General features: G+C 57.1%; 21 protein-coding genes and 1 pseudogene. 14 read left to right on the top strand and 8 right to left on the bottom strand.

Going from position 1 to position 25,355, the window contains the following annotated elements:
* The first annotated feature begins 16 nt into the window (after nt 1–16).
* From AB4O22_RS08170 to AB4O22_RS08150, 5 genes are read left to right on the top strand one after another with little or no spacing between them, the layout of a single operon-like run.
* Nucleotides 17–1,675 (top strand): methyl-accepting chemotaxis protein, encoded by a 1,659-nt coding sequence (locus tag AB4O22_RS08170; protein WP_460096114.1) that lies wholly within the window; start codon nt 17–19, stop codon nt 1,673–1,675.
* 39 nt (nt 1,676–1,714) lie between these two features.
* Entirely contained in the window at nt 1,715–2,251 is a 537-nt protein-coding gene (locus AB4O22_RS08165) for a chemotaxis protein CheW (RefSeq protein ID WP_003203051.1), read from the top strand.
* Nucleotides 2,248–3,084, top strand: coding sequence for a CheR family methyltransferase (locus AB4O22_RS08160; protein ID WP_223472271.1), 837 nt, complete (start codon nt 2,248–2,250; stop codon nt 3,082–3,084). Before AB4O22_RS08165 ends, AB4O22_RS08160 begins: the two co-directional genes overlap by 4 nt.
* Nucleotides 3,081–3,578 (top strand): chemoreceptor glutamine deamidase CheD, encoded by a 498-nt coding sequence (cheD, locus tag AB4O22_RS08155; RefSeq protein ID WP_223472272.1) that lies wholly within the window; start codon nt 3,081–3,083, stop codon nt 3,576–3,578. Before AB4O22_RS08160 ends, cheD begins: the two co-directional genes overlap by 4 nt.
* 2 nt (nt 3,579–3,580) lie before the next feature.
* A complete protein-coding gene (locus tag AB4O22_RS08150) occupies nt 3,581–4,654 on the top strand; it encodes a protein-glutamate methylesterase/protein-glutamine glutaminase (protein ID WP_003203057.1) in 1,074 nt (357 codons plus the stop codon).
* A gap of 253 nt (nt 4,655–4,907) precedes the next feature.
* Here the strand turns inward: AB4O22_RS08150 and AB4O22_RS08145 are convergent, their stop codons facing one another.
* Nucleotides 4,908–5,441 (bottom strand): REP-associated tyrosine transposase, encoded by a 534-nt coding sequence (locus AB4O22_RS08145; RefSeq protein ID WP_003203062.1) that lies wholly within the window; start codon nt 5,439–5,441, stop codon nt 4,908–4,910.
* Between the two features lie 720 nt (nt 5,442–6,161).
* On the opposite strand from AB4O22_RS08145, the gene AB4O22_RS08140 reads away from it, so the two are divergent.
* From AB4O22_RS08140 to AB4O22_RS08120, 5 genes are all read left to right on the top strand, one after another.
* Nucleotides 6,162–7,910, top strand: coding sequence for an ABC transporter permease (locus tag AB4O22_RS08140; RefSeq protein WP_460096113.1), 1,749 nt, complete (start codon nt 6,162–6,164; stop codon nt 7,908–7,910).
* A gap of 11 nt (nt 7,911–7,921) precedes the next feature.
* Nucleotides 7,922–9,226 carry an ABC transporter ATP-binding protein gene (locus tag AB4O22_RS08135; protein WP_060613951.1) on the top strand — a complete coding sequence of 435 codons (1,305 nt, stop codon included), beginning with the start codon at nt 7,922–7,924 and terminating at the stop codon, nt 9,224–9,226.
* Nucleotides 9,227–9,290: 64 nt separating this feature from the next.
* Nucleotides 9,291–10,349, top strand: a complete 1,059-nt coding sequence (locus AB4O22_RS08130) for a sensor histidine kinase (RefSeq protein ID WP_080587815.1) — start codon at nt 9,291–9,293, stop codon at nt 10,347–10,349.
* The gene (locus AB4O22_RS08125; RefSeq protein WP_460096111.1) at nt 10,336–10,974 is read left to right on the top strand and encodes a response regulator transcription factor; all 639 of its coding nucleotides are present in this window, start codon (nt 10,336–10,338) and stop codon (nt 10,972–10,974) included. Before AB4O22_RS08130 ends, AB4O22_RS08125 begins: the two co-directional genes overlap by 14 nt.
* Before the next feature lie 74 nt (nt 10,975–11,048).
* Complete coding sequence (locus tag AB4O22_RS08120) at nt 11,049–11,591, top strand: hypothetical protein (RefSeq protein WP_003203076.1); 543 nt, start codon at nt 11,049–11,051, stop codon at nt 11,589–11,591.
* A gap of 231 nt (nt 11,592–11,822) precedes the next feature.
* Here AB4O22_RS08120 and AB4O22_RS08115 read toward each other — a convergent pair whose 3' ends face one another.
* Both AB4O22_RS08115 and AB4O22_RS08110 read right to left on the bottom strand, forming a co-directional pair.
* Complete coding sequence (locus AB4O22_RS08115) at nt 11,823–12,020, bottom strand: MbcA/ParS/Xre antitoxin family protein (RefSeq protein ID WP_060614282.1); 198 nt, start codon at nt 12,018–12,020, stop codon at nt 11,823–11,825.
* A gap of 223 nt (nt 12,021–12,243) precedes the next feature.
* Complete coding sequence (locus tag AB4O22_RS08110; protein WP_460096110.1) at nt 12,244–13,161, bottom strand: DMT family transporter; 918 nt, start codon at nt 13,159–13,161, stop codon at nt 12,244–12,246.
* A gap of 102 nt (nt 13,162–13,263) precedes the next feature.
* Between AB4O22_RS08110 and AB4O22_RS08105 the strand changes: the two genes are divergently transcribed.
* Both AB4O22_RS08105 and AB4O22_RS08100 read left to right on the top strand, forming a co-directional pair.
* Nucleotides 13,264–14,130, top strand: a complete 867-nt coding sequence (locus tag AB4O22_RS08105) for a LysR family transcriptional regulator (protein WP_460096109.1) — start codon at nt 13,264–13,266, stop codon at nt 14,128–14,130.
* A gap of 278 nt (nt 14,131–14,408) precedes the next feature.
* Nucleotides 14,409–14,681 carry a hypothetical protein gene (locus AB4O22_RS08100; RefSeq protein WP_039012360.1) on the top strand — a complete coding sequence of 91 codons (273 nt, stop codon included), beginning with the start codon at nt 14,409–14,411 and terminating at the stop codon, nt 14,679–14,681.
* Nucleotides 14,682–14,840: 159 nt separating this feature from the next.
* On the opposite strand, the gene AB4O22_RS08095 is transcribed toward AB4O22_RS08100, so the two are convergent.
* The 5 genes and pseudogenes from AB4O22_RS08095 to AB4O22_RS08075 all read right to left on the bottom strand — a co-directional run bounded on the left by AB4O22_RS08095 (nt 14,841) and on the right by AB4O22_RS08075 (nt 24,013).
* Complete coding sequence (locus AB4O22_RS08095) at nt 14,841–15,992, bottom strand: PDDEXK-like family protein (protein ID WP_052239526.1); 1,152 nt, start codon at nt 15,990–15,992, stop codon at nt 14,841–14,843.
* A 213-nt stretch (nt 15,993–16,205) separates the two neighbouring features.
* Nucleotides 16,206–18,098, bottom strand: a complete 1,893-nt coding sequence (locus AB4O22_RS08090; protein WP_080766477.1) for a tetratricopeptide repeat protein — start codon at nt 18,096–18,098, stop codon at nt 16,206–16,208.
* Nucleotides 18,099–18,573: 475 nt separating this feature from the next.
* The gene (locus AB4O22_RS08085; protein ID WP_039012362.1) at nt 18,574–22,386 is read right to left on the bottom strand and encodes an SIR2 family protein; all 3,813 of its coding nucleotides are present in this window, start codon (nt 22,384–22,386) and stop codon (nt 18,574–18,576) included.
* A gap of 270 nt (nt 22,387–22,656) precedes the next feature.
* Nucleotides 22,657–23,091 (bottom strand): annotated as a pseudogene (locus tag AB4O22_RS08080) (helix-turn-helix domain-containing protein); the annotation flags it as partial.
* A 130-nt stretch (nt 23,092–23,221) separates the two neighbouring features.
* A complete protein-coding gene (locus AB4O22_RS08075; RefSeq protein WP_460096107.1) occupies nt 23,222–24,013 on the bottom strand; it encodes an NAD(P)H-dependent oxidoreductase in 792 nt (263 codons plus the stop codon).
* An 84-nt stretch (nt 24,014–24,097) separates the two neighbouring features.
* Here AB4O22_RS08075 and AB4O22_RS08070 point away from each other — a divergent pair, with 84 nt between their 5' ends.
* Both AB4O22_RS08070 and AB4O22_RS08065 read left to right on the top strand, forming a co-directional pair.
* Nucleotides 24,098–25,015 carry a LysR family transcriptional regulator gene (locus AB4O22_RS08070; protein WP_460096105.1) on the top strand — a complete coding sequence of 306 codons (918 nt, stop codon included), beginning with the start codon at nt 24,098–24,100 and terminating at the stop codon, nt 25,013–25,015.
* Nucleotides 25,016–25,100: 85 nt separating this feature from the next.
* Nucleotides 25,101–25,355 (top strand): hypothetical protein, encoded by a 255-nt coding sequence (locus AB4O22_RS08065; RefSeq protein ID WP_460096103.1) that lies wholly within the window; start codon nt 25,101–25,103, stop codon nt 25,353–25,355.

The following is a 25,355-nucleotide window of genomic DNA, read 5'->3' as shown; positions in this document are numbered from 1 at the left end:
GGAGAGGTACTTCCCAATGAAATGGTTCTACGATCTTAGAATCGCCACCAAACTGATCACTTCATTTCTTGTGGTGCTGGCACTGACAGCCGTCATGGGTGTGTTCGCGATCATCCAACTGGGCGAAGTAAACAGCACCACGGTCGAGATCCGGGAAAACTGGATGCCGTCCATGCGTGCCGCCTCGGGCATGCGTTTCTTCGCGGCACAGTATCGCCTCAAGGAAAACCGCCACATTACCGCCGACTCCGAGCAGGAGCGCACCACCACTGAGCAAGAAGCGGAAGACGCCAGAAAAGCCTTTGAAACGCGCCTGGACACCTATGAAAAGCTGCTCTCCAACGCCGAAGACCGCCAGCTGTTCGAAACCACCCGCAATGATTGGGCCGCTTACCTCGCGATGAGCAAGGACCTGCTTGCGCTGTCCCGGCAAAACCTGACCGAACAGGCCCATGCCCTGCTCAGGGGCGAGTCCAAGCGTCGATTCGAGCTGGTGACCACTGATCTGCAAAAAATGGTGGAGCTCAATGATCTCGGAGCCGGCAAGGCCAGCGAGCGTGGCGCAGCGCTGTTTGAAAAATCGCGCCTGTCGATCATTGTCGTGCTGATTGCCGCTCTGCTGGTGGGCCTGAGCCTGGCGCTGTTCATTTCGCGGATCATCTCCCGCCCCTTGAAACAGGCCGCGGCCGTCGCCGAACAATTGGCCGAAGGCAACTTGAACGCAAAAATCGAGAGCGGCTCCAAGGACGAAACCGGCATGGTGCTCAACGCCATGCAGAACATGGTCGGCAAGCTCTCGCACATCATCGGCGAAGTGCGTAACGCCGCGGACAACCTGGCCAGCGCCTCCGAAGAAGTCAGCGCCACCGCGCAATCGATGAGCCAGGCCACCAGCGAGCAAGCGGCCAGCGTCGAGGAAACCAGTGCCTCCATCGAACAGATGAGTGCGAGCATCAACCAGAACACCGAGAACGCCAAGGTCACCGACGGCATGGCCAGCAAGGCTGCCAAGGAAGCCACCGACGGCGGCGAATCGGTGCAGCAGACCGTGGTGGCGATGAAGAAAATCGCCCAGCGCATCAGCATCATCGACGACATCGCCTACCAGACCAACCTGCTGGCGCTCAACGCCGCCATCGAGGCTGCCCGCGCTGGTGAACACGGCAAAGGCTTCGCGGTGGTCGCCGCCGAAGTGCGCAAGCTGGCCGAACGCAGCCAGGTGGCCGCCCAGGAAATCGGCGAGCTGTCGTCCAGCAGCGTCGACATGGCGGAAAAGGCCGGGAACCTGCTCAACGAGATGGTCCCTTCGATCAACAAGACCTCGGACCTGGTGCAGGAAATCAGCGCCGCCTCCGAAGAACAGGCCGCCGGTGTGGCGCAGATCAACACCGCCATGACCCAGCTCAACCAGGTGACCCAGCAAAACGCCTCCAGCAGCGAAGAACTGGCCGCCACCGCCGAGGAAATGAGCAGCCAGGCCGAGCAACTGCAACAGGCCATGAGTTTCTTCACCTTGGACACGCCGCCCAAACCGGCCAACCAACCGTTGAAGGTGGACAACACGCCGGGCCCGTCCAGCCGCAGGCCGGCCCGAGCTGCCGCGCCCGCCCTGCCCAAGGCTTTCGCCTACAGCATGGCCAGCGCGCCGGACGAATCCGAGTTCACCCGATTCTGACGGTTGGTTCCCACAGGCTCGCTTAAAGGAGATAAAGGCATGGGCGCCATCGCGACCACACGTCAAACCGCCATTGCGGTCGAGGAAGAAGCGCAATACCTGACGTTTATGCTCGGCACGGAGATGTTTGCCATCGGCATCCTGTGCATCAAGGAAATCATCGAGTACGGCAACCTGACCGTGGTGCCGATGATGCCGGCCTTCGTGCGCGGGGTGATCAACCTGCGGGGCGCGGTCGTGCCGGTGGTGGACCTGTCGGCCCGTTTCGGCCGGCCGAATTCGGCGATCAGTCGCCGCAGCTGCGTGGTGATCATCGAGGCGGCCAGCGCCGACGGCCAGGCCCAGGACATTGGCCTGTTGGTGGACACGGTATCGGCGGTGCTGGAAATCCCGGCCTCGCAGATCGAGCCGCCACCGAGCTTCGGCGCGAAGATCCGTGCCGATTTCATCAGCGGCATGGCCAAGGTCGATGGCAAGTTCGTCATCGTGCTGGAGGTGGACCGCGTGCTGTCCATCGACGAGATGTCCCTACTTGCAGAAGCCAGCCCGAGCGCGCTGGAAGTGGATGCCCCGTGAACGCCGATACCTGCAAGGAACGCACGGTGAATTCACTGGCGCTCACTGATCGAGAGTTCGGCCAGTTCCAGTCCTGGCTGTACCAGGCCGCCGGCATCAGCCTGTCCGAGGCCAAGAAGGCCCTGGTGGCCGGGCGTTTGTTCAAGCGCCTCAAGCACTATGGTTTGGACAGTTACGGCGAGTATTTCAAACTGATCATGAACGGCCAGCGTACCGATGAGCTGCAGGTCGCGCTGGACCTGTTGACGACCAACGAGACCTACTTTTTCCGCGAGCCCAAGCATTTCGACTTCCTGCGCCAACACGTGCTGCCCCACGCGACACCGGGCAAGACTTTCCGCCTGTGGAGCGCGGCCAGTTCATCGGGGGAAGAGCCCTACAGCCTGGCCATGACCCTGGCCGAAGGATTGGGCACCACACCCTGGGAAGTCATCGGTTCGGACATCAGCAGCCAAGTGCTGGCCAAGGCGCGCTCCGGGCATTACCCGATGGAGCGCGCCCGCACCCTGCCCCAGCCGCTGCTGGTGAAATATTGCCTCAAGGGCACCGGCAGCCAGCAAGGCACGTTCCTCATCGACCGGGCGCTGCGCAACCGGGTCAACTTCATCCAGGTCAACCTCAACGACACCTTGCCGGAGCTGGGGGAGTTCGATGTGATCTTCCTGCGCAACGTCATGATCTATTTCGACCAACCCACCAAAAGCAAAGTGGTTGCCCGCTTGTTCCCCCGGCTCAAGCCCGGCGGGTATTTCATCGTCAGCCACTCGGAAAGCCTCAACGGTGTGTCCGATGCATTGAAACTGGTGGCGCCATCGATTTACCGCAAACCATGAACGCCGCCATCAGGAAAGTGGCCGAGGTGTACCTGGCGCCCGGGGAGTTTCGTTTCGCCACCTGCCCGACCCGCCTGCGCACGATCCTCGGCTCTTGCGTGGCTATCACGCTGTGGCATCCGGAACGCAGGATCGGCGCCATGTGCCACTTCATGCTGCCCAGTCGGGTGCGCTGCTCCACCGCACTGAACGGCCTCTATGCCGACGAAGCCATCGAACTGTTTATCCACCAGGCCCGGGCCCACCACACCGAACCCGAGGATTACCAACTCAAGCTGTTCGGCGGCGGCGAGATGTTCCCCGAGCTGCAACGCCACGTGCCCTACGGCGATGTGGCGCGGCTGAACGTCAACGCCGCGCTGGAAATGGCCGCCCTCTATCGCCTCGACCTGATCGCCCAGGACATGGGCAGCACTGGCCACCGCAGCATCATCTTCGACCTTTGCAGCGGCGATGTGTGGGTCAGGCACCAACCTATAAGGACCCGGCACTGACTATGTCAAAAAAGATCAATGTACTGCTGGTGGATGACTCTGCCGTGGTTCGCCAGGTGTTGCTGGCGATCCTCAGCGACACACCGGACATCCACGTCATGGGCGCGGCGTCCGACCCGATTTTCGCCATGGACAAACTGGCCAAGGAATGGCCCGACGTAATCGTGCTGGACGTGGAAATGCCGCGCATGGACGGCATCACGTTCCTGAAGAAAATCATGAGCGAGCGCCCCACTCCGGTGGTGATCTGCTCGTCCCTGACACCCCGGGGCGCGGAAACCACCTTGCAGGCGATGGCCGCTGGCGCGGTGGAAATCATCACCAAGCCCACCACCGGCCTGAAGAACTTTCTGTTGGAGTCGGCGCCGGAACTGGTGTCGGCGATCCGTGCCGCCGCCCAGGTCAACGTGCGCAACCTGGGCAAGCGTCCCGCCCCGATCGCGCTGACGCCCGCGACCAAACTCACCGCCGACGCCATGCTGCCCGCCGCCAACGGCCACGCCATGGCGCAGACCACCGAACGCATCGTCGCCCTGGGCACCTCCACCGGCGGCACGCAGGCCCTGGAAGCGGTGCTCACTGCGCTTCCGCGAGTGTGCCCGGGCATCGTCATCGTCCAGCACATGCCGGAAAAATTCACCGCCTCGTTTGCCGCCCGGCTCAACAGCCTGTGCCAGATCGAAGTGCGCGAGGCCCGCAACAACGACCGCATCCACCCGGGCCTGGCGCTCATCGCACCAGGCGGCAAACACATGATGGTGACCCGCAGCGGCGCGTTCTATCACGTGCAGGTGGTGGACGGCCCGCTGGTCAACCGCCACCGCCCTTCGGTGGATGTGCTGTTCCGCTCCGTGGCCAAATTCGCCGGCCGCAACGCCACCGGCATCATCATGACTGGCATGGGCGACGACGGCGCCCGCGGCCTGAAGGAAATGCTCGACGCCGGCAGCACCACCGTGGCCCAGGACGAAGCCAGCTGCGTGGTTTTCGGCATGCCCAAGGAAGCAATCAAACTCAACGCCGCACAACGGGTGATGGGATTGCAGGAGATTGCTCAGGTGATTTTGCATCGGTAACAACGACCGTCCCTACAGCGGAGCTTGATCTGATGAACGATCGTTCCTCACGCTCCGCGTGGGAACGCCGCCAGGGACGCTCTGCGTTCCGCTTCTGGAAGGTGACGCAGAGCGTCACGGGATGCATGCCCACGCAGAGCGTGGGAACGATCAGGTGGCGGGGCGGTGAACGATCGTTCCTCACGCTCCGCGTGGGAACGCCGCCAGGGACGCTCCGCGTTCCGCTTCTGGCGGAGGGCAGTGAGCGCCGCGGTCAATACCATCGCTGAATCTCAATCAACCCTTCCATCCCCGCATAATTGCGTGCACTGGAGTAGCGCCAATGCTCCGGTAACTCCACGTACCCACGCTTCACTGGGTTGAAATGGATGTAATCCAGTTTCTGGCGCATGACCGCTTCGCTATGGATTTGCTCCGCATGTGAGCCTTCTTGCCAGAGCTGATAGACCCTGTCCTGCTTATGTGCTCGCTTGCTGAACCGCAGGCGTTGCAATGCCCGCGCAGCGCCCTTGCTCTGTAGGTCGTTGATGATCTGGCGCGCCGTAAAGGATTTGAACTGACGCAAGCACTTGCCCAGATTCGGCGCTTGGGCAACGAAATGCAGATGGTTTTCAAGAACGACATAACCGAACAACTGCAAGTTTTGATGGGTTTGCTGATAGCGCCAGCACCCAAGCAGGTGATCAACGAGATAGGGCCGTATGAACAGCGGCAACCACTCCATCAATGTGCAGGTGAGAAAGTGGGGTTTTTCGGGTTCGGTAATGACGTAGCGGCTCCGGCCCATGGGATGCCTTCCTTTGCGGCGTGAGGAACAACTATGTTGCCGGCTTGGAGCCATTTGCGGATAGACGAACAGGGCTCGGAGCACGTGGGAAGGATCGGTAAACCCTCGATGATCGTTCCCACGCTCTGCGTGGGAATGCAGCCTGGGATGCTCTGCGTCCCTTCAAGAGCCGAACGCGGAGCGTCCGTGGAGGCATTCCCACGCGGAGCGTGGGAACGATCGACCACAGTGGAGTTGTCGCCACAGAGGCTTTTAGCAGCATGTGCCTACACGGGCGAAATCGTCGCCAGCACGCCGATCAAAATAGTCAGCGCCAAAAACCCACCTAAAAAAATCGCCATCTTCGCCATGAGCACTCCTGGACCAAAAAATTGCAGTACACGGGCCGTCCGATAGGCAAACCGCGTGGTTATTCTGGGGTGGGGGCCGGGTTCATTACAGAGGCACCTGACGCAGGAAAATACGGATCAGACGAACGCCCTCCCGCCCCCCTCGCGCAACTTTCAATAGGCGACAAATATGGCGAAGTTCTTTCACCCAAGGGGAACGGATATACCAAAGTATATTTTCATGTCCCAAGTCAGCGTGGTCTTCAGCCCAGGCAGCCCTTAATCTTGCCGGGCATTTAACGCACCCGTTCAAGTGCGCTTCAACTTCATGACATCCAATGATCGCAGTGTGGTCGCAGCCCTGGTTTTCAAAGAGTAATAGAGGTGATCCATGCGCCCTTCTTTCCTTGCACCTGTATTGACGCCCTTCAAAAACCGGGAACAACTTCCTGCTAATTCCTGGCGGGCCGATATAGCGCTGTTGGGCCTCCTGGTGCTCTTGGCTGCCTTTGTCTTCCATGGCCTGGATCAAATGAACCAGCCCCTCGGCGTGCTTGATGCTTCACCGCTGTCCCTTGATCTGGTGCACCTGCCGGAATATACCTTGCGCACGACTTTGCGCATGTTCATCGCCTTGTTCGCTTCGTTTGTATTTTCCTTGGTCGTCGCCACGTTGGCCGCCAAAAGCCGCAAGGCTGCAATCGTTATCCTGCCCGCCTTGGATATTCTCCAATCCGTGCCAGTCCTTGGCTTTCTTACGTTTACCGTTGTGTTCTTCATGGGACTGTTCCCGGGCAAGGAAACCGGTGTGGAGTGCGCGGCCATCTTCGCCATCTTCACCAGTCAAGTCTGGAACATGACCTTCAGTTTCTATCAATCGCTGAGAACCGTGCCCAACGATCTTTACGAGGTCAGCCGACAGTTCGCGTTTTCGCCATGGCAACGCTTCATCAGGCTGGAGTTGCCCTTCGCCACGCCGGGCCTGGTGTGGAACATGATGATGTCGATGTCCGGCGGCTGGTTTTTCGTGGTCGCTTCCGAGGCCATCACCGTCGGCGACACCACCGTCAGCCTGCCGGGGATCGGTTCATGGCTGGCGCTGGCAATCGAGCAGCAAAACATCGCCGCGATTGCTTGGGCAGTGCTGGCCATGGTCGCGGTGATCATTGCCTATGACTTGTTGTTTTTCCGGCCTATCGTCGCCTGGGCGGACAAATTCCGCTTCGAGCAAACCGCCTCCCAGAAGCGTCCACGGTCCAGGGTCTACGACCTGCTGCGCTCGACCCGCCTGGTGCCCTTGGTGTTGCTGGCGCTGGGCAGCATCAAGGCCTCGTTATTCCTGGAGAAGCTCCCCCGGCTGCCGTCCATCCGCTTCAAGACCAGTGCCCGCGTCAGCCGCACAGCCGACCGGGTCTGGCTCGCCCTGGTCGCCGCTGCCTGCATCGCCGGCATCCTGCAGTTGTCGCGGTTCATCGGCAGCACGTTAGGTTGGGAGGACGTCGCCAGTACGTTTGGCCTGGGCCTGATCACCCTGGTGCGCGTCAGCGTACTCATCGTGCTGGCCAGCGTGGTGTGGGTGCCCATCGGCGTCTGGATCGGCTTGAACCCGCGCTGGGCCGAGCGCCTGCAACCCATCGCGCAGTTACTGGCAGCGTTCCCGGCCAACGTGCTGTTTCCGTTCGCGGTGATCGCCATCGTCGCCCTGAAACTCAACCCCGATGTCTGGCTTTCGCCGCTGATGATCCTGGGCACCCAGTGGTACATCCTGTTCAACGTGATTGCCGGCGCCAGCGCCCTGCCGACCGATTTGCGCGAGGCGGCGCGCAGCTTCCACATACACGGCTGGCAGTGGTGGCGCCAGGTCGCGCTGCCGGGCGTCTTCCCTTACTACGTCACCGGCGCCCTCACGGCAGCGGGCGGCTCATGGAACGCCAGCATCGTCGCCGAGGCGGTGTCCTGGGGCGACCACCATTTGTACGCGTCCGGCTTGGGCTCCTTCATCGCCCAGGCGACCACGGCCGGGGATCTGCAACGAGTGGCGCTGGGCGTTGTGGTCATGTCGATTTTCGTGGTGGGTTTCAACCGGTTGCTGTGGCGCCCGCTGTACGGGTTCGCCGAGCGTCGGCTTCGAATTGATTGAGGGGTGATCCAATGCAAGTGATGGACAAACGCTGCCTCGTGGATGTGCAGCAAGTCGGCCACGTCTACGGCACCGCTGGCGGCGCCGAGCGCCGGGTTCTGGACAACGTCTGCATGCGCCTGGACGAGGGTGAAATCGTTGGCCTGCTCGGGCGCTCGGGCTCCGGCAAATCGACCTTGCTACGCTCCATAGCCGGCCTGATTTCGCCCACCACCGGCGTGGTGGATTTTCCAAGCAATGCCCAAGGGCTGGCGAGCTCGGTGCGCATGGTATTCCAGAGCTTCGCCCTGTTTCCCTGGCTGACGGTGCTGCAAAACGTCGAGGTCGGCCTCGAGGCCCTCGGCGTGACGGCACCTGAGCGACGTCGGCGCGCGCTGGCCGCCATCGACATGATCGGCCTCGATGGTTTCGAAAGTGCCTTCCCCAAAGAGCTGTCGGGCGGCATGCGCCAGCGCGTCGGCCTGGCCCGTGCGTTGGTGGTCAACCCGGACGTGTTGTTGATGGACGAGCCGTTTTCCGCGCTGGACGTGCTGACCGCCGAAACGCTGCGCACCGACCTGCTGGATTTGTGGCGTGAGGGGCGCATGCCGATCCGGTCGATCCTGATGGTCACCCACAACATCGAAGAAGCCGTGCTGATGTGTGACCGGATTCTGATTTTCTCCTCCAACCCGGGGCGGGTCATGAGTGAGATCAGCGTGGACCTCAGCCAGCCGCGTAATCGCGCCGACCCGGCATTCCAAGCCCTGGTCGAGCACATTTACGTGCAGATGGCCGGCGGCGCGAATGTCGGCTCCGCACGCCAGGAAACCTTTGCCGGCAGCGGCGTGGGCATGGTCCTGCCGTCGATTTCCAGCAATGCCCTGGCTGGGCTGATCGAAGCGGTGCAGGACCAGCCGTTTGCCGGCCAAGCGGATTTGCGCGAACTCGCCAGTGCATTGCGCTACACCGCCAGTGACCTTTTACCGGTCGCCGAGGTGCTGCAACTCATGCGCCTGGCCGACCTGCAGGACGGCCACATTACCCTCCTGCCGGCCGGGCAGCGCTATGCCGAGTCGGCGGTGGATGAGCGCAAGCAACTGTTTGCCCAGCACCTGCTCAAATATGTCCCGTTGGTGGGGCATGTGCGCCGGGTGCTGGACGACCGCCCTACCCGCACCGCACCGGCCAGGCGTTTCCGTGACCAACTGGAAGATTTCATGTCCGAGCACGACGCCGCCATTACGCTGGACTGTGTCACGCAATGGGGTCGCTACGCCGAGTTGTTCGCCTACGACGAAGTGGCCGATCAGTTCAGCCTGGACAATCCATCCTGAGACGCTGCGGTATAAACTGCGTGGATCAGGCCTGGTCGTTGGAGCAATGCGCGATGGACACTCAATGAGAAGAACGGCGTTGACCCTGCGTCTACTGCTCCTGCTGGGATTGGCCCTGGGCATCGCGGCGATCGATACCGTCACCGACCTGGAAATCGCGGTCGGGGTCTTCCAGATCGTGGTGGTGCTGATCGCCGTGAGAATCCTGCCGGCACGCGCCGTGGCCGGGGTCTCGGTCATCTGCATGGTCCTGACGATCCTCAGCTATCGCTTCACTCGTTTTGGCGACACAGAGGCCGGGCTGATCAACGTGCTGATCAGCCTCGCGGCCATCGCCGGCACCACGTACCTGGCGCTGCGTCTCTCGGCCGCCGTGCGCACGGTGCATCAGACCCGCGCCCACCTGGCGCACATCGCCCGCATCAACATGCTCGGCGAACTCGCCGCCTCGATTGCCCACGAAGTCAACCAGCCCCTGGCCGCCGTTGCCGCCAGCGGCAGTGCCAGCCTGCGCTGGATGGCCACCGAGCCGCCCAACCTGCCCAAGGCCCGGCAAGCGGTGGAGCGGATCATCGCCGACACCCATCGGGCCAGCGACATCATTGCCCGGCTGCGCGGCATGGCCCGGCACCAAGCGCCGACGAAGCAATGGCTGAACGTGGCCGACACGGTCCATGCCGCGCTGCGATTGTTGGCCGGCGAACTGAACGAGCAGAACATCACCTTGCGCGTACAGGTCCAGGAAGGCCTGCCGCCGATGCTGGCGGATGAAGTACAAATCCAGCAAGTGATCCTGAACCTGGCGATGAACGCGCTCGACGCCATGCGCCAGGTTGACGTCGACCAGAGGATTCTGCAGTTTCAGGTGACGCTTGAGTCGCCCCAGCAACTGCTCTTTTCAGTGTCCGACCAAGGCAACGGCTTGTCGGCAAGCGACCGGGAACGGGTGTTCGACGCCTTCTACAGCACCAAGCAGGACGGTATGGGGATGGGCTTGGCCATCAGCCGCTCGATCATCGAGGCCCATGACGGGCGGATCTGGGCCGCCAGCAACCCACCGTCCGGCTCGACGTTTCACTTCACCCTGCCAGCCGTTACAAGGGAATCCGATGAGCCAAACTGACATTCATGACCAGGTCGATTCGATGATCTATATCGTCGACGATGACCACTCGGTGCGTGCCTCACTGCAAGACCTGCTGGCCTCCGTGGGCCTGGCAAGCATGGCATTCGGCTCGGCCCGTGAGTTCATCGACGCCCAACGGCCGGACGTGCCGGCGTGCCTGATTCTGGATGTGCGCATGCCGGGCTTGAATGGGCTGGACTTCCAGCAGGAAATGGCCCGCTTGAACATCCTGGTCCCGGTGGTGTTCATCACCGCCCATGGCGACATTCCCATGTCCGTCAAAGCCATGAAGGCCGGCGCGCTGGAGTTCCTGACCAAACCATTTCGCGAACAGGACCTGCTCGATGCCATCGCCCAGGGCCTGAACCGCGATCAGGAACGGCGCAAGGCCGCAGCGAGCATGGACGCGTTGAAACGCCGGCATGACACCCTGACTGACGGCGAACGCGAGGTGATGGAACTGGTCGTGTCAGGGCTGCTGAACAAGCAGGTGGCCGGCCAACTGGGCTTGAGCGAGGTGACCGTGAAAGTGCGCCGCGGGTCGTTGATGCGCAAGATGAATGCGGACTCGTTGGCAGCACTGGTGAAGATGTCGGAAAAACTCAAGGAAGCAGATCGCTAGCGGCCCATGATCACGGCTATCATTGCCGCTCGCCCTGTTGACGGGCGATGTCGCAGCCCCTCAAGGACTCAGGTATGAACCTTCTGCCGTCACGCTCCACCCTCTTCGTCTCCAGCCTTTTGCTCAGCTCGCTGTGCTTCGCCGAAGGCGAGCCAACCGACGGCAGCCTCATCAAGGACTCAACCAAAGCAGCCGTCTCAACGTTCATTACCGCCGGCAAGAACCTGCTCGGCGGCGTCAGTGAAGGCGTGCTCGATGGCCGCGAATCGGCCCAAGGCACCGATGGCGCCGCGATCATTTCCTCCAGCGAGCAAATGAAAGACCGCATCGCCGTTGAAGTGCTGAAGCTCGAGCCCAGCGACGACAACGTCAGCATCACCCTCGGCTTCAAGAACAGCACCGACACCCAACTGCGCGTGGTCAACCTCGGCCAGACCGGCGTGCTGCTGGCCATCGACCAGGCGGGCTACTCCAACCGCCTCACCGGCCTGGACAACCCGGATGAAGTCACCATTCCACCGAAGACTGCCGTGCGGCAGAAGTTTGTTTTTGAAGGCATGAACGAAGCGGTCAGCACGGTACGGGTGTGGGGACAGGATTATCCGGTCAAGAAATAATGCACCCGCTCGTTCGGACGATCGTTCCCACGCTCCCGCGTGGGCATGCATCCCGTGACGCTCTGCGTCACCCTCCAGAAGCGGAACGCGGAGCGACCCTGGCGGCGTTCCCACGCGGAGCGTGAGGAACGATCGTTCAAAGTTGTAGGCATAACGCAACCTGTGGCGAGGGGATTTATCCCCGCTGGGCTGCGCAGCAGCCCCAAAAAACCGCGCAGCAGAACACAGGATTCATTGATAAACCCCAAGCTCAACCCGGGTCAGGTAATCCTCTACTAACTTGAAACCCTGCGCATTATCGATCAGCTCCAATGGCACCTGACCGTCCAGGTACGTACAGGGCTTCCTCAACCAGTCTTCAGCCAACTGCTGGCTGCCGAAAACATCGACGGCGCGCTCCAAGGCCTTGGCGTATGGGGTTTCAGGCATCGATCTCTCCTCACGATATAAAACCAAGCTGAGCGCGCCGGATGCCACGCTGAGCACTGAGACAATCCAGATCGTAAGGCTGGTACTTCCGAAGGCCAACCCTAAAAAGTTGTCAGAGACTTCTGTGATTTATCCCAAAGCGATCGCCTGTCTGTAGGACGGTGTTCCATGGCACTCCGTGTGGCGACAACATCCAACGTCATTGCCGACACCCACAACAGAATCAACCGACTTTTGCCCCACTCCCCGGCTCAAACCTCAACGCCAGCACGCTCATCAACACAATCACCGCCCCAACAATAACCGTCGCTGACGGGCGCTCAGCCAACACCAGAGAAGCCATCAACATCGCAGTGGGCGGTATCAGGTAAAGCGCCATGGAAGCGCGGCTCACGTTGCTGTGCGCCAGCACGTAAGCCCAAGCAAGGTACGCCAACGCGCTGGGAAAAATACCCAGAACCAACACCGCCAGATTCACCGAAGCCGAAGCCTGCCGCGCCGCGCTCAACATCCCCGGCGCAAAAATGAACAACAGAATCGTGCCCGACCAAACGGTGTAACAAACCAGGGTCAAACCGTCATAACGATGGGCATGGCGCTTCTGCAAAGCGAAATACAAACTCCAGGACAGCGCCGCCAACAGGATCAATAGCCCATGAGCGTCCATGTCACCCAAGCCACGATCCCCCGCAACCACCACGCCAGCGCCAAGCAAGCCGCACAACACACACCCCCACTGCCAACCACTGACCCTGTCCTTGAAGACAAAATGCGCCAGCAGCGTGCTGAACAACGGCGTGGACTGGGCCAGCACACTGGCCGCCCCGGCGCTGACGCCCCGCTGGCCATAATTGAGGGCGATGTGGTGCAAGCTGACGGCAAAGAAACCCAACACCGCCAGCAACGGCAAATCCCTGAGACGCGGCCAGGAAATACCCTTCACTATCGCAACGAGGGCCATGAACACTGACGCGATGAGAAACCGCACCAACGCCAATTGACCCGGCTCATAAGCCTGCAAGCCAATGCGAATACCAATCGGTGAATAGGCCCAGCAAACGATCACCAACAGCGTCGCCAGGATAACCTTCACACCGGTTTTGCCGGAGCAACCTTCAACCAGCGCAAAACGCGTTTCCATCTAGAGTTCCTGCTCACTGGCCGATTTGCCTCGAAGTATCGAAACCACCCCACCTCAGCACAAGTGACTTAAACTCAACCAACCATTCACTTCTGGTGAGCTATGGAACTGTCCCAACTGCGCATGCTCAAGACGGTCTGCGACACCGGCAGCATCGCCCGCGCCGCCGAAGTGCTGCACTGCGTGCCGTCCAACATCACTGCACGCCTCAAGTCCCTGGAACGGGAACTCGGCACGCCGCTGTTTTTCCGCGAAGGTCGCGGGCTGCGGGTCAGCCCGGCGGGCGAAGTGTTTCTGGAGTACGCGACAAAAATACTGAGCCTGACAGAAGAGGCCCGCCACGCAGTCGCCCCCACCCGCGCACCGAGTGGCCCACTGCGCATAGGCGCCATCGAGTCCAGCGCCACCGGCCGCCTGCCGCAGTTGCTCGCCAAATACCACGCGCAGTATCCGCAAGTGTCACTGGAACTGAGCACCGGCACCTGGGCGCAGCTGCTGGACGATATCCAACATCACCGGCTTGATGGCGTGATCGTAGCGGTGGACATCCAACGGCCTGGACTCAAGCGAGCCGTGATGTACCGCGAAGACCTGGTGCTCATCGCCTCCGAGTCCCACGGCCCGCTGCGCAGCGCCGCAGATCTGCAAGGCAAGGCGATCTTCATGTGGCCCACGGGCTGTCCGTACCGCTTGGCGCTGGAACAGTGGCTGCTGCGTCATGACCAAGTGCAACCGATCACCAGCATCGCCAGTTATGGCGCCATCGTTGGCTGTGTCAGCGCTGGCGCAGGCGTCTCGCTGGTGCCCCGGGGGATCTATGAGCAATACCGCCAGGGGGCGGGTTGGACGGGGTATGAATTTCCTGAGCTGACGGGGATTGATAACGTTTTTTACTGGCATGAAAACGCTGGCCGGCATCCTGCCAGAGAGGCGTTTCTGGCGATGCTGCAAACGGAGTTCGAAGGCTAGTTGCAGCTCTCTCCCCTGTGGCGAGGGAGCTTGCTCCCGCTGGGCTGCGCAGCAGACCTGAAGCTGACACCCCGGCCTGTTGATGGTTTTGAATCAGCCGAGCCGTCCATGTCAGATCCCTCCCGCAAAAAACGATCGCAACTCCTACGAAGCTTTAGGAACCCGTCACCTTCCCCACCCAATCCGACAAAACCTATAGTGATGCCCATCGCTCAATGGCGATCAGGTTTGGCGACCTGAGGATCGGATCAGCCCATTAACCTGATCGGAGCAATCCCATGGAAAGATACATCCCCATCACCGGCATCGACTGCACTCCCGCTTCCCTACTTATTGATACCCAAGCCCCGCTTGACGTTCTGCATGCAACTGCTGATCACCGAATACGTGTGGTGACGCAGGTACTGGAGAACATTGCGTTTCGCTCTGAAATCACCAGCGATACGGTTGTGCTTTCAGACTTTGCACAGCTTTTGGTGATTCCTTTGCGTGACGGCTGTGATTTGCTGGAGGTAATTGGTCGGCGGCTTCAGGCGCAGGTCGAAAGCTGATGAAACGACGGGCGCCTGAAAGCGCCCGTTTTACGTAATCAAAGATGTATATCTGCACCACGCACCAGATCTGACCATCTAGTTTAAAGATCCCGACTTGCAGAAAGCGGCCAAAACTGGTCCATCGAATTTCTACAAAGCAGGGGTAGATTCATTCGATCAATCACGACTCTGCACGTCGCACAACCTACTAACACTCGACCAGAGGTCGTATAAATCGTCAGCCATGCGTTCCGCCATGCGAGCTCTCTTTTCAGGGTTGGTCAGTACCATCAAATGCTCATCGCTGGGATTTTTCATGTTGAGTTCAGTGGTGTAGCGCCATAGCAAACCGTTGCTACTCACTCCGTTGTTTTCTAACAGCGCCGTCAGTGCATCCAGGCGGCTGTAATCATGCGGATGGGTGTCGGCATCACAGTAATAACCGCAGTAAAAGCGGTGATTGAGCTCGATGTAAACCGCGCCTGATACAGAGCCGAGCTCGTAAAAAAGGCCAAAATGGCGGTTATCCCGGACCGCGCTGTAGTAGCGGTCTATTATCGCCGCCGTCGGCGCTTTAAAGGGTTTTGGCAACTCGGGATATTTAACCTCTATACACTGCGCAACCGCTTGCCAGAGTTCCAGTTGCAGGTCTTTCAAGGTCTCGATGTAGGCTTTTTGCAAGTCCCGAACCACGAGCAGATTGTTGCCCTGACGTAACGTCTGCTTGATAGCGTCCATGTAGGCATGTCCTTGGTTCTGGAAGGTCAATTTTGCGATGAGATCGATGTATTGCAGCAAGCTTTCACGCACGGCAGCTTCGCGGATCACCCACGGTTGGCATTGCTCCAGCCATGGCAGGATGTCGGCGGCGTAGCTGATACGTTGGTAATCGATGCCCAGACAACTGCGGGGATCAGCATCGCGGCCATCCAAGGTAAGGTAGACCGGCGGATAGGTCTGGTAGCCCTCGCCCTGAAGCGTCTCCAGATAGCGAAATAACTGAGCCTCCTGGTCCTCGGCGTAGAGCTTGTTTTCGATGATGATCGCTTGCCGTTTGGCGTTACGGATCAGGATGTCGACGTTGCGGTATTCAACCTCCACCGTGACGTCGCGGCAGTCGAAACCCTCGATATTCAATACGTCTAGCAGTAACTGCAGCAGTTTGCCACCGGCCGCATGAGCGCCTTGGGGGTTGAGCAAGAAGGCCAAGTAGCGAGAGTGCAGGCGCACTTCATCCGAGCCACTGCGCAGTAAGGTGAACAGGTTGAAAGACGGGGGGCGATGCAGCTCGGCCCGGAGTAAAGCGGCGCGGTTGATCAAAATGTGCAAGGCTCATCTCCTTGTGCTTGCAATGTTGATGGTGATTGTATTGCGCCATCACTGAATCCGCATCCGGTATATGCAGTTCGCTCAAATTTAGGATTTTTTGAATATCAGGCTTTGGCGGGGCGTAAGCCCAGCAAGCGTTCGCTTTTGGCCGATTTCAGCCGGTCGCCACAGGCAGAAAACGGCCAAAAGCGGTCGGTCGCTTCGCCTACAAAGTTAAGATTTTATAGTCGATTTAGAATTATGCCTTCTATGTTGTGAATAGTTGCTCTTAAGAACATCCACTAGATTTTCAGCCGACTCAATCGCCCAGCGAGCCAAACTACTTGTCAGAAATTTAAATGGCCAACTATGAGGCACATCTTTTAACTCTACAGACTTAGGAACCTTCGAATAAATAGCTTCCTTTTTTCGCGGCGGCGGTACAACTTGCTCGTATCCATTTGATTTGAAATGAACAAACTCATTCCTTATATGGATGACATCCTTGACCTGCTGCCACTCTTTCTGAGAACCTAACCAACCTTCACCATTTAAACAATCAGAAATTTCCTGCCATTTTGTTTCCAAACTCCCTTTTCTTTGATAGTTGAAAGGGCCATCTACCGCAAGCAGTTCTGGGAGATTCAGAGTGCGAATATAGTCATCCTCCTTGTTCTGATGCAAGAAAAAGGAAATTTGATTTATAAACGCCTCCAAATAACACACTGACAGAATCACAGTAGCTAACGCAGAGCTCAGATCATCGTCTTCTAACGCTTTTTTCAGCATTTCTTGCGCTGAAAACATATGAATCGAAGCCATATCAGGAAGCTCGGCAATAGATACCCAGCCGTCATGCATATGATGCTCCATCCACGATCGTCTCAATGAGCCTTCTGGAATCTTCCTAAGTATGAAATCCAGTGGGCAGGGTGTTATCCCCAACAATGAAAACTCTTCATGAATCTCCTCCGCCTCTTCAGATAATCCACCATAAATGTGAGATAGATTGACAGGCTCAAAATCAGCCATCCCGCAACAGTCATTGTAAAGTTTTCCGCTATCACAACCACAGAGGGCTTTGTCACCAATACCAACTTTGTTCAAACCTGCTTCTTTAGCAAGGCTGTTAATATAATCTAACTGGCCCTCTGAGATATGCAGTAGCCTCTCATCATTTAGCTCTACACCAATAGCTTTTGCTTCTGCTAGAATTTTTTTCGCCTGCTTAAACTGCTTCATCTCTGCATAAATGGTTGAAAAATTTCCCAGAGTAGACGCCAAATCCCTCTTATCCCCTATCAAGCGACTGATGTACAAATCCTTTCTGTAATAGGCTATTGCTCTGCCATATCTTTTTTCCCTTCGAAAATAATTACCGAGATTGCAATAATTATTTGCCACCCCCTTTAGATCCCCTATTTTAAGCTTGGTGCTAGTGGATAGATTTAACTCCTCCACCCCTTCTTTCTGCTCATTCTCTTCCTCGCTATACAGCTTCTGCAAGGATATATTCGCCCGAGCTCTCCCAATGTGCTCCGCCTCACGCTCAGAAAACTCTTCCAATTTTTTTATTGATTGTTCCCAGCAATCAATGGCCTTCGAATTATCTCCATTTGAAGAAAATGTCTTCCCAGCCTCGATCAGCATGAGTCCGCGATAATGACGATCAACTGCATTGGGTACAGGTTTATACTCCCAATTGTCGATAATTATTTGAAAGAGCTCACATGCATACTCCGTATAACCTAGCGCTCCATAAGATACTGCCAGCTGATACGACACCTTCTCTGCCAAGTCAATTTCATCGCTACATTCTATCGTTTCCAAGGTCGATATAGCGCTCTTATGCTCTCCTTGGTGCTGATAAGCTACGGCCAAACTAAAAGCAGCATTAATACAGTCTGTTTCTGACAGCCCGTCTACTGCAAGTATAGTTTTAAGTTGCTCTATCGCCGACTCCCTTGTTTCTTTGCTATCCCTCATAGCCTTCAGTCCTGCTTCCTTAATCATATCACTGTAGGTCTTTGATTGAGGCACAGAGGAGTGACCTTGAGATATACAGCATTTCTTGAATTTTTTTCCGCTACCACATTTGCACAATGTATTTCTTCCATTACGGCTCATTAAACCCCCTTAGATTTCAAAAGAAAGACTACTAAAATTGTTAACTAAAGAAAACTGACTCAATAGATTAACCTCCGTATCACAAACGCATCACAGGTAGCCTTGGATCGAATGCTGATGATGCGTATGTTTTTGTGATGATGAGGGATGGATAGGGATTCGAAACCCCTTCAAGCTTTCCTGGGCCGCTCCAGTCCATCAAACACTGCGCTTTCTGTCTCAGGCAATGTCGTCCTACGGTCTTTGATGGCCCCTAATTTCGCCCTAAAACCTTTCCGCTAGGCAGAGCCAGCCGTGATCGCATGGAGGGCTCACAGTGACCGCTGGTAATCCTATGACAGCAATATACATCTACCGATGGACGACTATCGGCCAGAAGCGGACGATCCACCAGAGCTAGTGCAGTCAAAAACAGTCGTCTGGTACCCGGGAAGTCCGAGGATAGCAGCTGACTTTTCGACTAAAAGACCAAGGTTTAGCTTCGCTCAACAAGATCGACAAGGCGTAAATAACGTGAGTCCGATTTCAGGTCAGGCTGGGTTTCCGCGATCAGAGTGAGCACCTTCGGCAACTCGTATGGAGGGCGTGTGAGAATCTGGGGTGTAACTCTATTCATCAAATCCAGTGTTGTTTCAGGGAATAGAACGGTAATAGGCTTTTCATCGTTTAACTCTCGAGTGAACCGGTAGAACGGGTGATCATTTGTCTCCACCGCCACCAAGAATTTCTTCACCGCTTCATAGACTGCGGGGAAACTATCGCCGGTGTCATCAAGCATGCCTATCCAGGCTCTCATCGATGCTGAGGTCCTGTATCGGCGTTCTCTCGGCCATTCCTTGTTGATTAAAGGGATGACGTGTTTGGCCCAACCGTCCTCGTTTTTTTGTCCAACCTGGCCTAGCCAGAAGATGAACCGGTTCCGAGTGTCATCAGACATTGCTCGAAGGACCGAACGCATTTCGCCTTGTGAAAGACCGCCAGGCTCATTCGGATGAAATACGCACATGTAGCCTAGCCATTCGGCGGCTCCTCTTGAGAGGTCACGATCCCATGAAAATCCTTCGACCCACGGGAATACTTGAAGCAGGAGCGGTTTGATAACCTCTCGCAACGGCCGTCGAGGCACTTGGCCGCTATAAAGAAATCCGTTCCATGCTGGTTCCGAAGCTGGATGTTCGAACGCCAATATGGGAACAAGTCGTTCCCCGGTCCAGACGGGATCTACGAACATGAGCCAGTTCAGCATCCTGCTCGCTATTGATACGGCATGATCTGAGCCCTCGCCAGGTACAGCTAAGAGGCGTTCGACACGAGACTTGATGTGATCTGGAAGTAGTGAGCCGGCGACCTCCTGCCTCTCTCTGGGCACTGCGCGGAAAAGGGCCTCAGTACACATACCGACGGGACCGTTGATCGCATGGCCATATGTGCGTGAGGACCGTTCGATAACTTTTCCACCTTGGCGGGTTTCACCAAGACCACTCTTCGCTGCATCTGCTCCACCGCTCAGGATGCCTTCGACGATATTATCGTAGACGGCCCAACCGAGGTCGGCATCAAACTCAAGGATTGCCACCAGGTGCTGTTGGAGCCATCGGCCCAACGTGTGGTTCAGTTGGGCGATAACTGCATGCGGGAGCCGTGCTACTCGGTTCAGGAATACCCGTCTCAGCCTGGCTGTGGTGTCTTCAGGAAGCTCATTGATCATGGAGGACCAGAAAGCTTCTGGGTAATCGCCAGCTTTACCTGCAATCGTCAGAGCAGACAACGCCTTTCGCGGATTGACCTTCACCAAACCAGTAAAGGGTCGCTTCTCGGTGAAACTACCAAAGTCACGCTTCAGCTCTTCCTTTGCCCTGGAGACCACCTCGTTTACGGGAAGATCCAAGACTGCATCTGGTTTCTCGTCCGTACCGACCCAGCCGGTATGAGAGCCGTGCTCGATGACAGTCGAAGTCGCCCAAGCGTCGCTCCAATCAAGAATACCTCCGATCATCTCGGCAAGCCGTTCGCTGCGAGCGGTTGTAAGTTCACAACCTTGTAGTTCGAGATATCGAGCGTATCTTGCGGCGAACTCATCCCGCAGGTCATGGAACTCTTCGTCAGACCAGTGAGTACGCTGGTCGGGGCCCGTCAAGATACGGTCTATAAGTTGATTCCGACTCACCTGAGAGAACTCTTTCCACCGGTCAACCAGTAGGAAAAGAAGCTCTCGGGCCACATTAATGTCCCAGAATGCCTCTTGATCTAAGAACAAAACTTGCTCGGCAACCGAGTCGGCCCCGAAGAGGTTTACTTTACTGTACGCATAGAGTTTGAGTTTTCGGAAGAAGTAACGCTCCGTCGGGGGCCAAGTCATCGCATGCGCTATCGCAAGTGCCGGCCATTTAGCAATCATCTGATCGAAAAGTTCAACAAACCAAGCCATCGCCTCCGCGGCTTTCGTAATGTACATTTTTCCCTCGACTTCTCGTCCCGGATAGCAAGTCGGTGTACGGAAGTAGATGGTCTCGATATCCCCCAATAGTCCTGAGGCGACAGTAAGCTGATCCTGCAGGATGCCAAATACCTGTGGTAGTACTTCGTCGGGTATGTCTAAATCTTCGTTGTGCTTATCCAGGAACATGACTTCGTACTGACCGAGGTCGCCGAGATGAATGTCCCCCCAGGATGTTGACGGTGGCTTACACTGCGCCAGGCCAATCGGTCGCTTGATCTCCAAACGAGGAGTCGTAACCTTCCGGAATTCTCTTAGGGAACTAGCCGTCCATCCCTCTGCATTGATCCGTTTCTTCAAGTCAAACCATTCGCCATTCCACTGACGATTACGAGGGTCTCGATTATGTTCGAGGATGAGGCTCCAGATATGACGAGCTCGTTCGTTGAGAGCCTTTGAATGCTCCACTTGCAACTCGAACTGTTGCAGAAGTCGTGGATGCAGACCGTTCTGACGAATGGTCCACCAGGCCAGCACAGGGCTGTCGATGGCTTTGCTCACCCAGTTGATAAGGTGGCCAAGCCTTACCGGCGTTGCCTCAAAACCTTCTGCTTGGCGCCCACCGAGCCGATGAAGCGTATGTGGATTGTCGTCTTCCTCCCGCCAAACCAATAGATTGTCGTTGCTTACACCCTGCTTGCGGTCTTCATCAGAGATATCGCTCAGATCGTCATCAAGTCCATAGGCGACCAGAGGGTCAAAGGTCTCTGCATCAACGTCGTAGTCACGGACTGGTTCAGCCGATCGCACATACGCATCCATCACACATACCCATTCAGGATGCGGAGTTGGATTAGCTTCCGAGAATAATCTAGCGCCCTGAGCCGTGCGAAGGACATGAGCAACTTGGCCGCGCACATGAGGGGAGAGGACTTTCGGATCCTGCTGGGATTGAGCGATTACGGATGCACGCCATCTGCGCGGATCATCGGCTCGCTCTGCCCAAGCTTCCATGCTCGTCCACAAGTCCGAGTGATCGGAATAGGCTATCGCTGTAACGCCTCTGTCACGCCATTTGGCTTCGATGTCCTCTGGGAGCCCACGGTCAAAGGCATAGAGTCGAGATCGATCATACTGACCGTCATGATTAAGGCCCTGTAGAAGATATTTGACAGGCGGGTCTTCTGCCTGATAGCCGACTAAAACGACGGTATGCCGTTCGAGGAGGTGTCTGATGAAGTTGGTAGCCCATCCTTCTGAGAGGTATGCACGTCCGAAGTCTGCGCTGCTAAGCACATAGGGATGAGTTTCAGAGGCTGCCTCCACCAGTCTCCCGTGAAGATACGTGATCCCCTCTATCTTCGATCCGAAGTTCAGATCTGGAAACGCAGGCGGCACATGCCAGACCAGATGCCCGCCCTCATTCCCGACCTCAAACAATCGGTCGAAGTTCGTCGTTACAATCTGTGGCACGCCGCTCTGACTTGAAGAAATTCGCTTAATCAGATCGTGTTCACGTCCAACATCTTTGATTTTTAGAGGGGCGCTTAGCCGCTCCGTGACCAAAGCATTAACTTCATCCTTGCCGTATTCAAGGTGGAGGAGGTTAAAGATTTGGTCGAGTGGGACATTCGCAGCAGACTGATCGTTCAGCCATGGCCGAAACGCGGCCATAATTTCTGAATCGGCTGGCGGGTCAAAAAACTCAATGACGTGACGAGTAAGACCGACGAAAGTAGGCATACCAGATGGTAACGAAACTCCGGCACCGCACAGAAATACCACGCGGCCAGAATCACAGCGCTCCAGGAGGATATCTGGTATCGAAGGACCATCGGGATGGAATCTCATACGATCAACTCATCAATGCTGTTTAAGGTTGTCATACCGGAGTGACGTGCTTTCGACGGTAGGAATACTGATACCGAGTCGCCCAGTATAGGCGTGCATCGACAGTGACTGCGTCTATATCAATCCCATGTAGCTAATGTTCATAGCTAATACCTGATCCTGAAGGATAAGGGCAAGAGACCGCTTTTGGCCGATTGCTGCCTCTCACGAAGGGCTGCAATCGACCGAAAGCCACCGATCAAGAAAATCCCCCATCAACCCGCCAACCGACTAGCCTCTAACCACCTCCATATTGCCAAGTATCCTCCCAACATCCTGTCTAGGCGGAAGTCCAAACACCCGCGCCTAATCCCGGCTGAATTGCGTCGCGCTCTCGTAGCCCACTTCAAAGGCAGCCGCCATGACGCTTTTGCCATTCGCCACCATCAGGGTTATGGCCTGAAGCAGTTGAACCCGCTCCTGGTACTGCAAGGGGCTCAGGTTGGTGACAGCTTTGAAGTGACGATGAAATGCCAAGACGCTCATTGAAGCGCATAGCGCCAATCACTCAACACCAATGGACTCGGCGAAGTCACGGCGGATCCATTGTATTGCGAGATTGATTCGGGCCATCGCGGTATCCGGCGCGGCGATGTCTCGCAACATCCAGCCATGGGGGCCTTGGAGTACGCGGAAGATAATCTCTCGCTCATAGACGGAGGCCAGGGTCTTCGGAGAAGGGTTCGCCCAGAGCATCGCCGGGACCGTCATTACTGACCTCCAAGAATGATCAATCCTGAGGCGCACAACCCGACTACCAGCCCCCTTGGTCTCAAGCCTCCAAACGCGTTTTACCTCAAACCCTCTCACCATCACTGACATGAATACCAAGATCACAACGACCAGCCGCAAGATGCGATTTAAGCGTCAACGCCGGGATTTCGTAATCGCCGTGGTTCTGGCGACGAAATGGCAAGGGTTGATCACTGAAGAGCGTATTCAAGCGAGCGGCATAAGCCGTGCAAATGGATTGGAACCGGGCGGCGTCCATTTTGCTGGTCTTATAGATTGGGAAGGCCGGCATGACCGTGAAGCCAGGATAGAAAAGCACCCCATGCTGAATAGGAAATAGCAGGTCATCCAACGCGCCGTTCACCCCTCGGCCACTGTAGTGGGATTCCCAACCGCCCATCGTGACCACCAACATGGCGCGCTTGCCTGTCATGCTGCCTTCGCCGTAGCGATCGCCCCAGTGGTTTTCGCTATGTTCGCCGACCCCATAGGCAAAACCGTAAGCGTAGACGCGTTCGATCCAGCCCTTGAGAATCGCGGGCATCGAGAACCACCACAGCGGAAATTGAAAGATGACGGCATCGGCCCAGAGCAATTTGGCCTGCTCTGCCTGGATGTCCGCCGGTTGGCTGTCAGCGGCAAATACACGCTGGGATTCAAGCGCCGGGTTGAAAGGCGTTTCTGCGTCATAACCTGGGGCGTCGTCCGGATCGAGGGATGCTTTCCACTGCATGCCGTAGAGATCTGAGACTTGGACCTCGTGGCCTGCTGTTTCCAGGTGAGTGATTGCAAAATCCTTGAGCGCGCCATTGAGCGAACGAGGTTCGGGGTGGGCGTAGATCAGTAGTATTTTCATGAGGGCTCCGCGTTGAATGTGTCCCTCAGCGTAAGCATGCATCCGCTATGATAGAAATGAATTCCCGAAACACATGGTATTTGCATGCACAATAGCTTGCGCCGTCTGGATCTTAATTTGCTGGTCACATTGGACGCCTTGCTGGCGGAGCAAAATGTGACGCGGGCAGCGCGCTTGCTCAATCTCGCGCAACCGACCGTCAGCCTGCAATTGGGCAGGCTGAGGGATCTTCTTGATGATCCGCTTTTGCTGCCTGGCCCCAGAGGGATGTCGCCCACCGAGCGAGCTCGCGAATTGCAGGGGCCCCTGCGTGACGCGTTGGCCGCGCTGGAAAGCGCACTGAGCCCTGTTGCCGCTTTTGAACCCGGACGGTCCCATCAAACGTGGAAGGTCGCTGCCAGTGATTATGCGACGACTGCCTTGATCTGGCCGTCGCTCTCGCGGCTCAGGCGCCTGGCGCCGTACACGCGGTTGGCGCTTGTGAATAAACCGACTGTCGACTTTGCCAAGGATCTGGAAAACGGCCTTATCGATCTGGCGCTGCACACCCGCGATGAAGCGCCGCCCAGGTTGCGTCAGCGTTCCTTGATTCACGAACGCTATGTGCTAGCGGCGCGGCGCGGCCATCCCGCGCTGGCAACCAGGCTGTCGCTCAAAGCGTTCTGCGCGCTTGAACATGCTGTCATGTCACCTGATGGCGCCGGCTTCGTTGGCAGTACCGACCACGCGCTGGCAGCTGAAGGTCTGGAACGGCGAGTGGTATTGTCCGTGTCCAATTTCAACTCGCTGGTCTCGGCATTGGTGCACAGCGATTTGGTTGCGGTGGTGCCGGAAAGGCTGGTGAAACATGAGCCGGCGCTTCACGTCCAGGCACCTCCGCTGGCCATTCCCGGGTTTGAAATGCTGATGTTATGGCCCGAGCGACTGCATCGCGATCCTGCCCATATGTGGCTACGCGACCTTATCGCTTCGACGTTGGAAACAACCGGCGCGCAGAAATAAATGGACCGGACCATGAATCGATGACGACGCCCCCCTGCCCCCGTGTCCCGTTAATAATGTCCAATTCACTCCAAGGAAGAAGCTAATGTCCTCCGATCCCCTATGCCTGGTTTTCGTACCCGCCCTTGCAGCTGTACTCACAGCAGCCGAGTCCAAAAAAGGCACCCCACTCACCGAACTCGAAGTCTGCAACATCCGAGACCAAGCCACCTGCATTGCAGTAACCTTTGCCACCGCGCTGGCGATGGAACAAGAGCGGGGCTATGCGGATATCGTTGCCGAGGATTGCTGGAATGAGTGGCAACCGTTACGTCGCTCGATTCAACAAAGCCCACGTTGA

The organism is Pseudomonas sp. S3_B11 (assembly GCF_054667715.1).
This window is presented reverse-complemented; position numbering and strand designations above follow the sequence as displayed.

What these genes read in the sequence shown, in the direction of transcription:
- AB4O22_RS08165 (WP_003203051.1), top strand. Translation starts at nt 1,715, where the DNA reads ATGGGCGCCATCGCGACCACACGTCAAACCGCCATTGCGGTCGAGGAA.
- AB4O22_RS08115 (WP_060614282.1), bottom strand. Translation starts at nt 12,020, where the DNA reads ATGCCTGAAACCCCATACGCCAAGGCCTTGGAGCGCGCCGTCGATGTT.
- AB4O22_RS08120 (WP_003203076.1), top strand. Translation starts at nt 11,049, where the DNA reads ATGAACCTTCTGCCGTCACGCTCCACCCTCTTCGTCTCCAGCCTTTTG.
- AB4O22_RS08100 (WP_039012360.1), top strand. Translation starts at nt 14,409, where the DNA reads ATGGAAAGATACATCCCCATCACCGGCATCGACTGCACTCCCGCTTCC.
- AB4O22_RS08110 (WP_460096110.1), bottom strand. Translation starts at nt 13,161, where the DNA reads ATGGAAACGCGTTTTGCGCTGGTTGAAGGTTGCTCCGGCAAAACCGGT.
- AB4O22_RS08070 (WP_460096105.1), top strand. Translation starts at nt 24,098, where the DNA reads ATGCACAATAGCTTGCGCCGTCTGGATCTTAATTTGCTGGTCACATTG.
- AB4O22_RS08140 (WP_460096113.1), top strand. Translation starts at nt 6,162, where the DNA reads ATGCGCCCTTCTTTCCTTGCACCTGTATTGACGCCCTTCAAAAACCGG.
- AB4O22_RS08090 (WP_080766477.1), bottom strand. Translation starts at nt 18,098, where the DNA reads ATGAGCCGTAATGGAAGAAATACATTGTGCAAATGTGGTAGCGGAAAA.
- AB4O22_RS08075 (WP_460096107.1), bottom strand. Translation starts at nt 24,013, where the DNA reads ATGAAAATACTACTGATCTACGCCCACCCCGAACCTCGTTCGCTCAAT.
- AB4O22_RS08105 (WP_460096109.1), top strand. Translation starts at nt 13,264, where the DNA reads ATGGAACTGTCCCAACTGCGCATGCTCAAGACGGTCTGCGACACCGGC.
- AB4O22_RS08065 (WP_460096103.1), top strand. Translation starts at nt 25,101, where the DNA reads ATGTCCTCCGATCCCCTATGCCTGGTTTTCGTACCCGCCCTTGCAGCT.
- AB4O22_RS08150 (WP_003203057.1), top strand. Translation starts at nt 3,581, where the DNA reads ATGTCAAAAAAGATCAATGTACTGCTGGTGGATGACTCTGCCGTGGTT.
- AB4O22_RS08085 (WP_039012362.1), bottom strand. Translation starts at nt 22,386, where the DNA reads ATGAGATTCCATCCCGATGGTCCTTCGATACCAGATATCCTCCTGGAG.
- AB4O22_RS08145 (WP_003203062.1), bottom strand. Translation starts at nt 5,441, where the DNA reads ATGGGCCGGAGCCGCTACGTCATTACCGAACCCGAAAAACCCCACTTT.
- AB4O22_RS08135 (WP_060613951.1), top strand. Translation starts at nt 7,922, where the DNA reads ATGCAAGTGATGGACAAACGCTGCCTCGTGGATGTGCAGCAAGTCGGC.
- AB4O22_RS08170 (WP_460096114.1), top strand. Translation starts at nt 17, where the DNA reads ATGAAATGGTTCTACGATCTTAGAATCGCCACCAAACTGATCACTTCA.
- AB4O22_RS08130 (WP_080587815.1), top strand. Translation starts at nt 9,291, where the DNA reads ATGAGAAGAACGGCGTTGACCCTGCGTCTACTGCTCCTGCTGGGATTG.
- cheD (WP_223472272.1), top strand. Translation starts at nt 3,081, where the DNA reads ATGAACGCCGCCATCAGGAAAGTGGCCGAGGTGTACCTGGCGCCCGGG.
- AB4O22_RS08125 (WP_460096111.1), top strand. Translation starts at nt 10,336, where the DNA reads ATGAGCCAAACTGACATTCATGACCAGGTCGATTCGATGATCTATATC.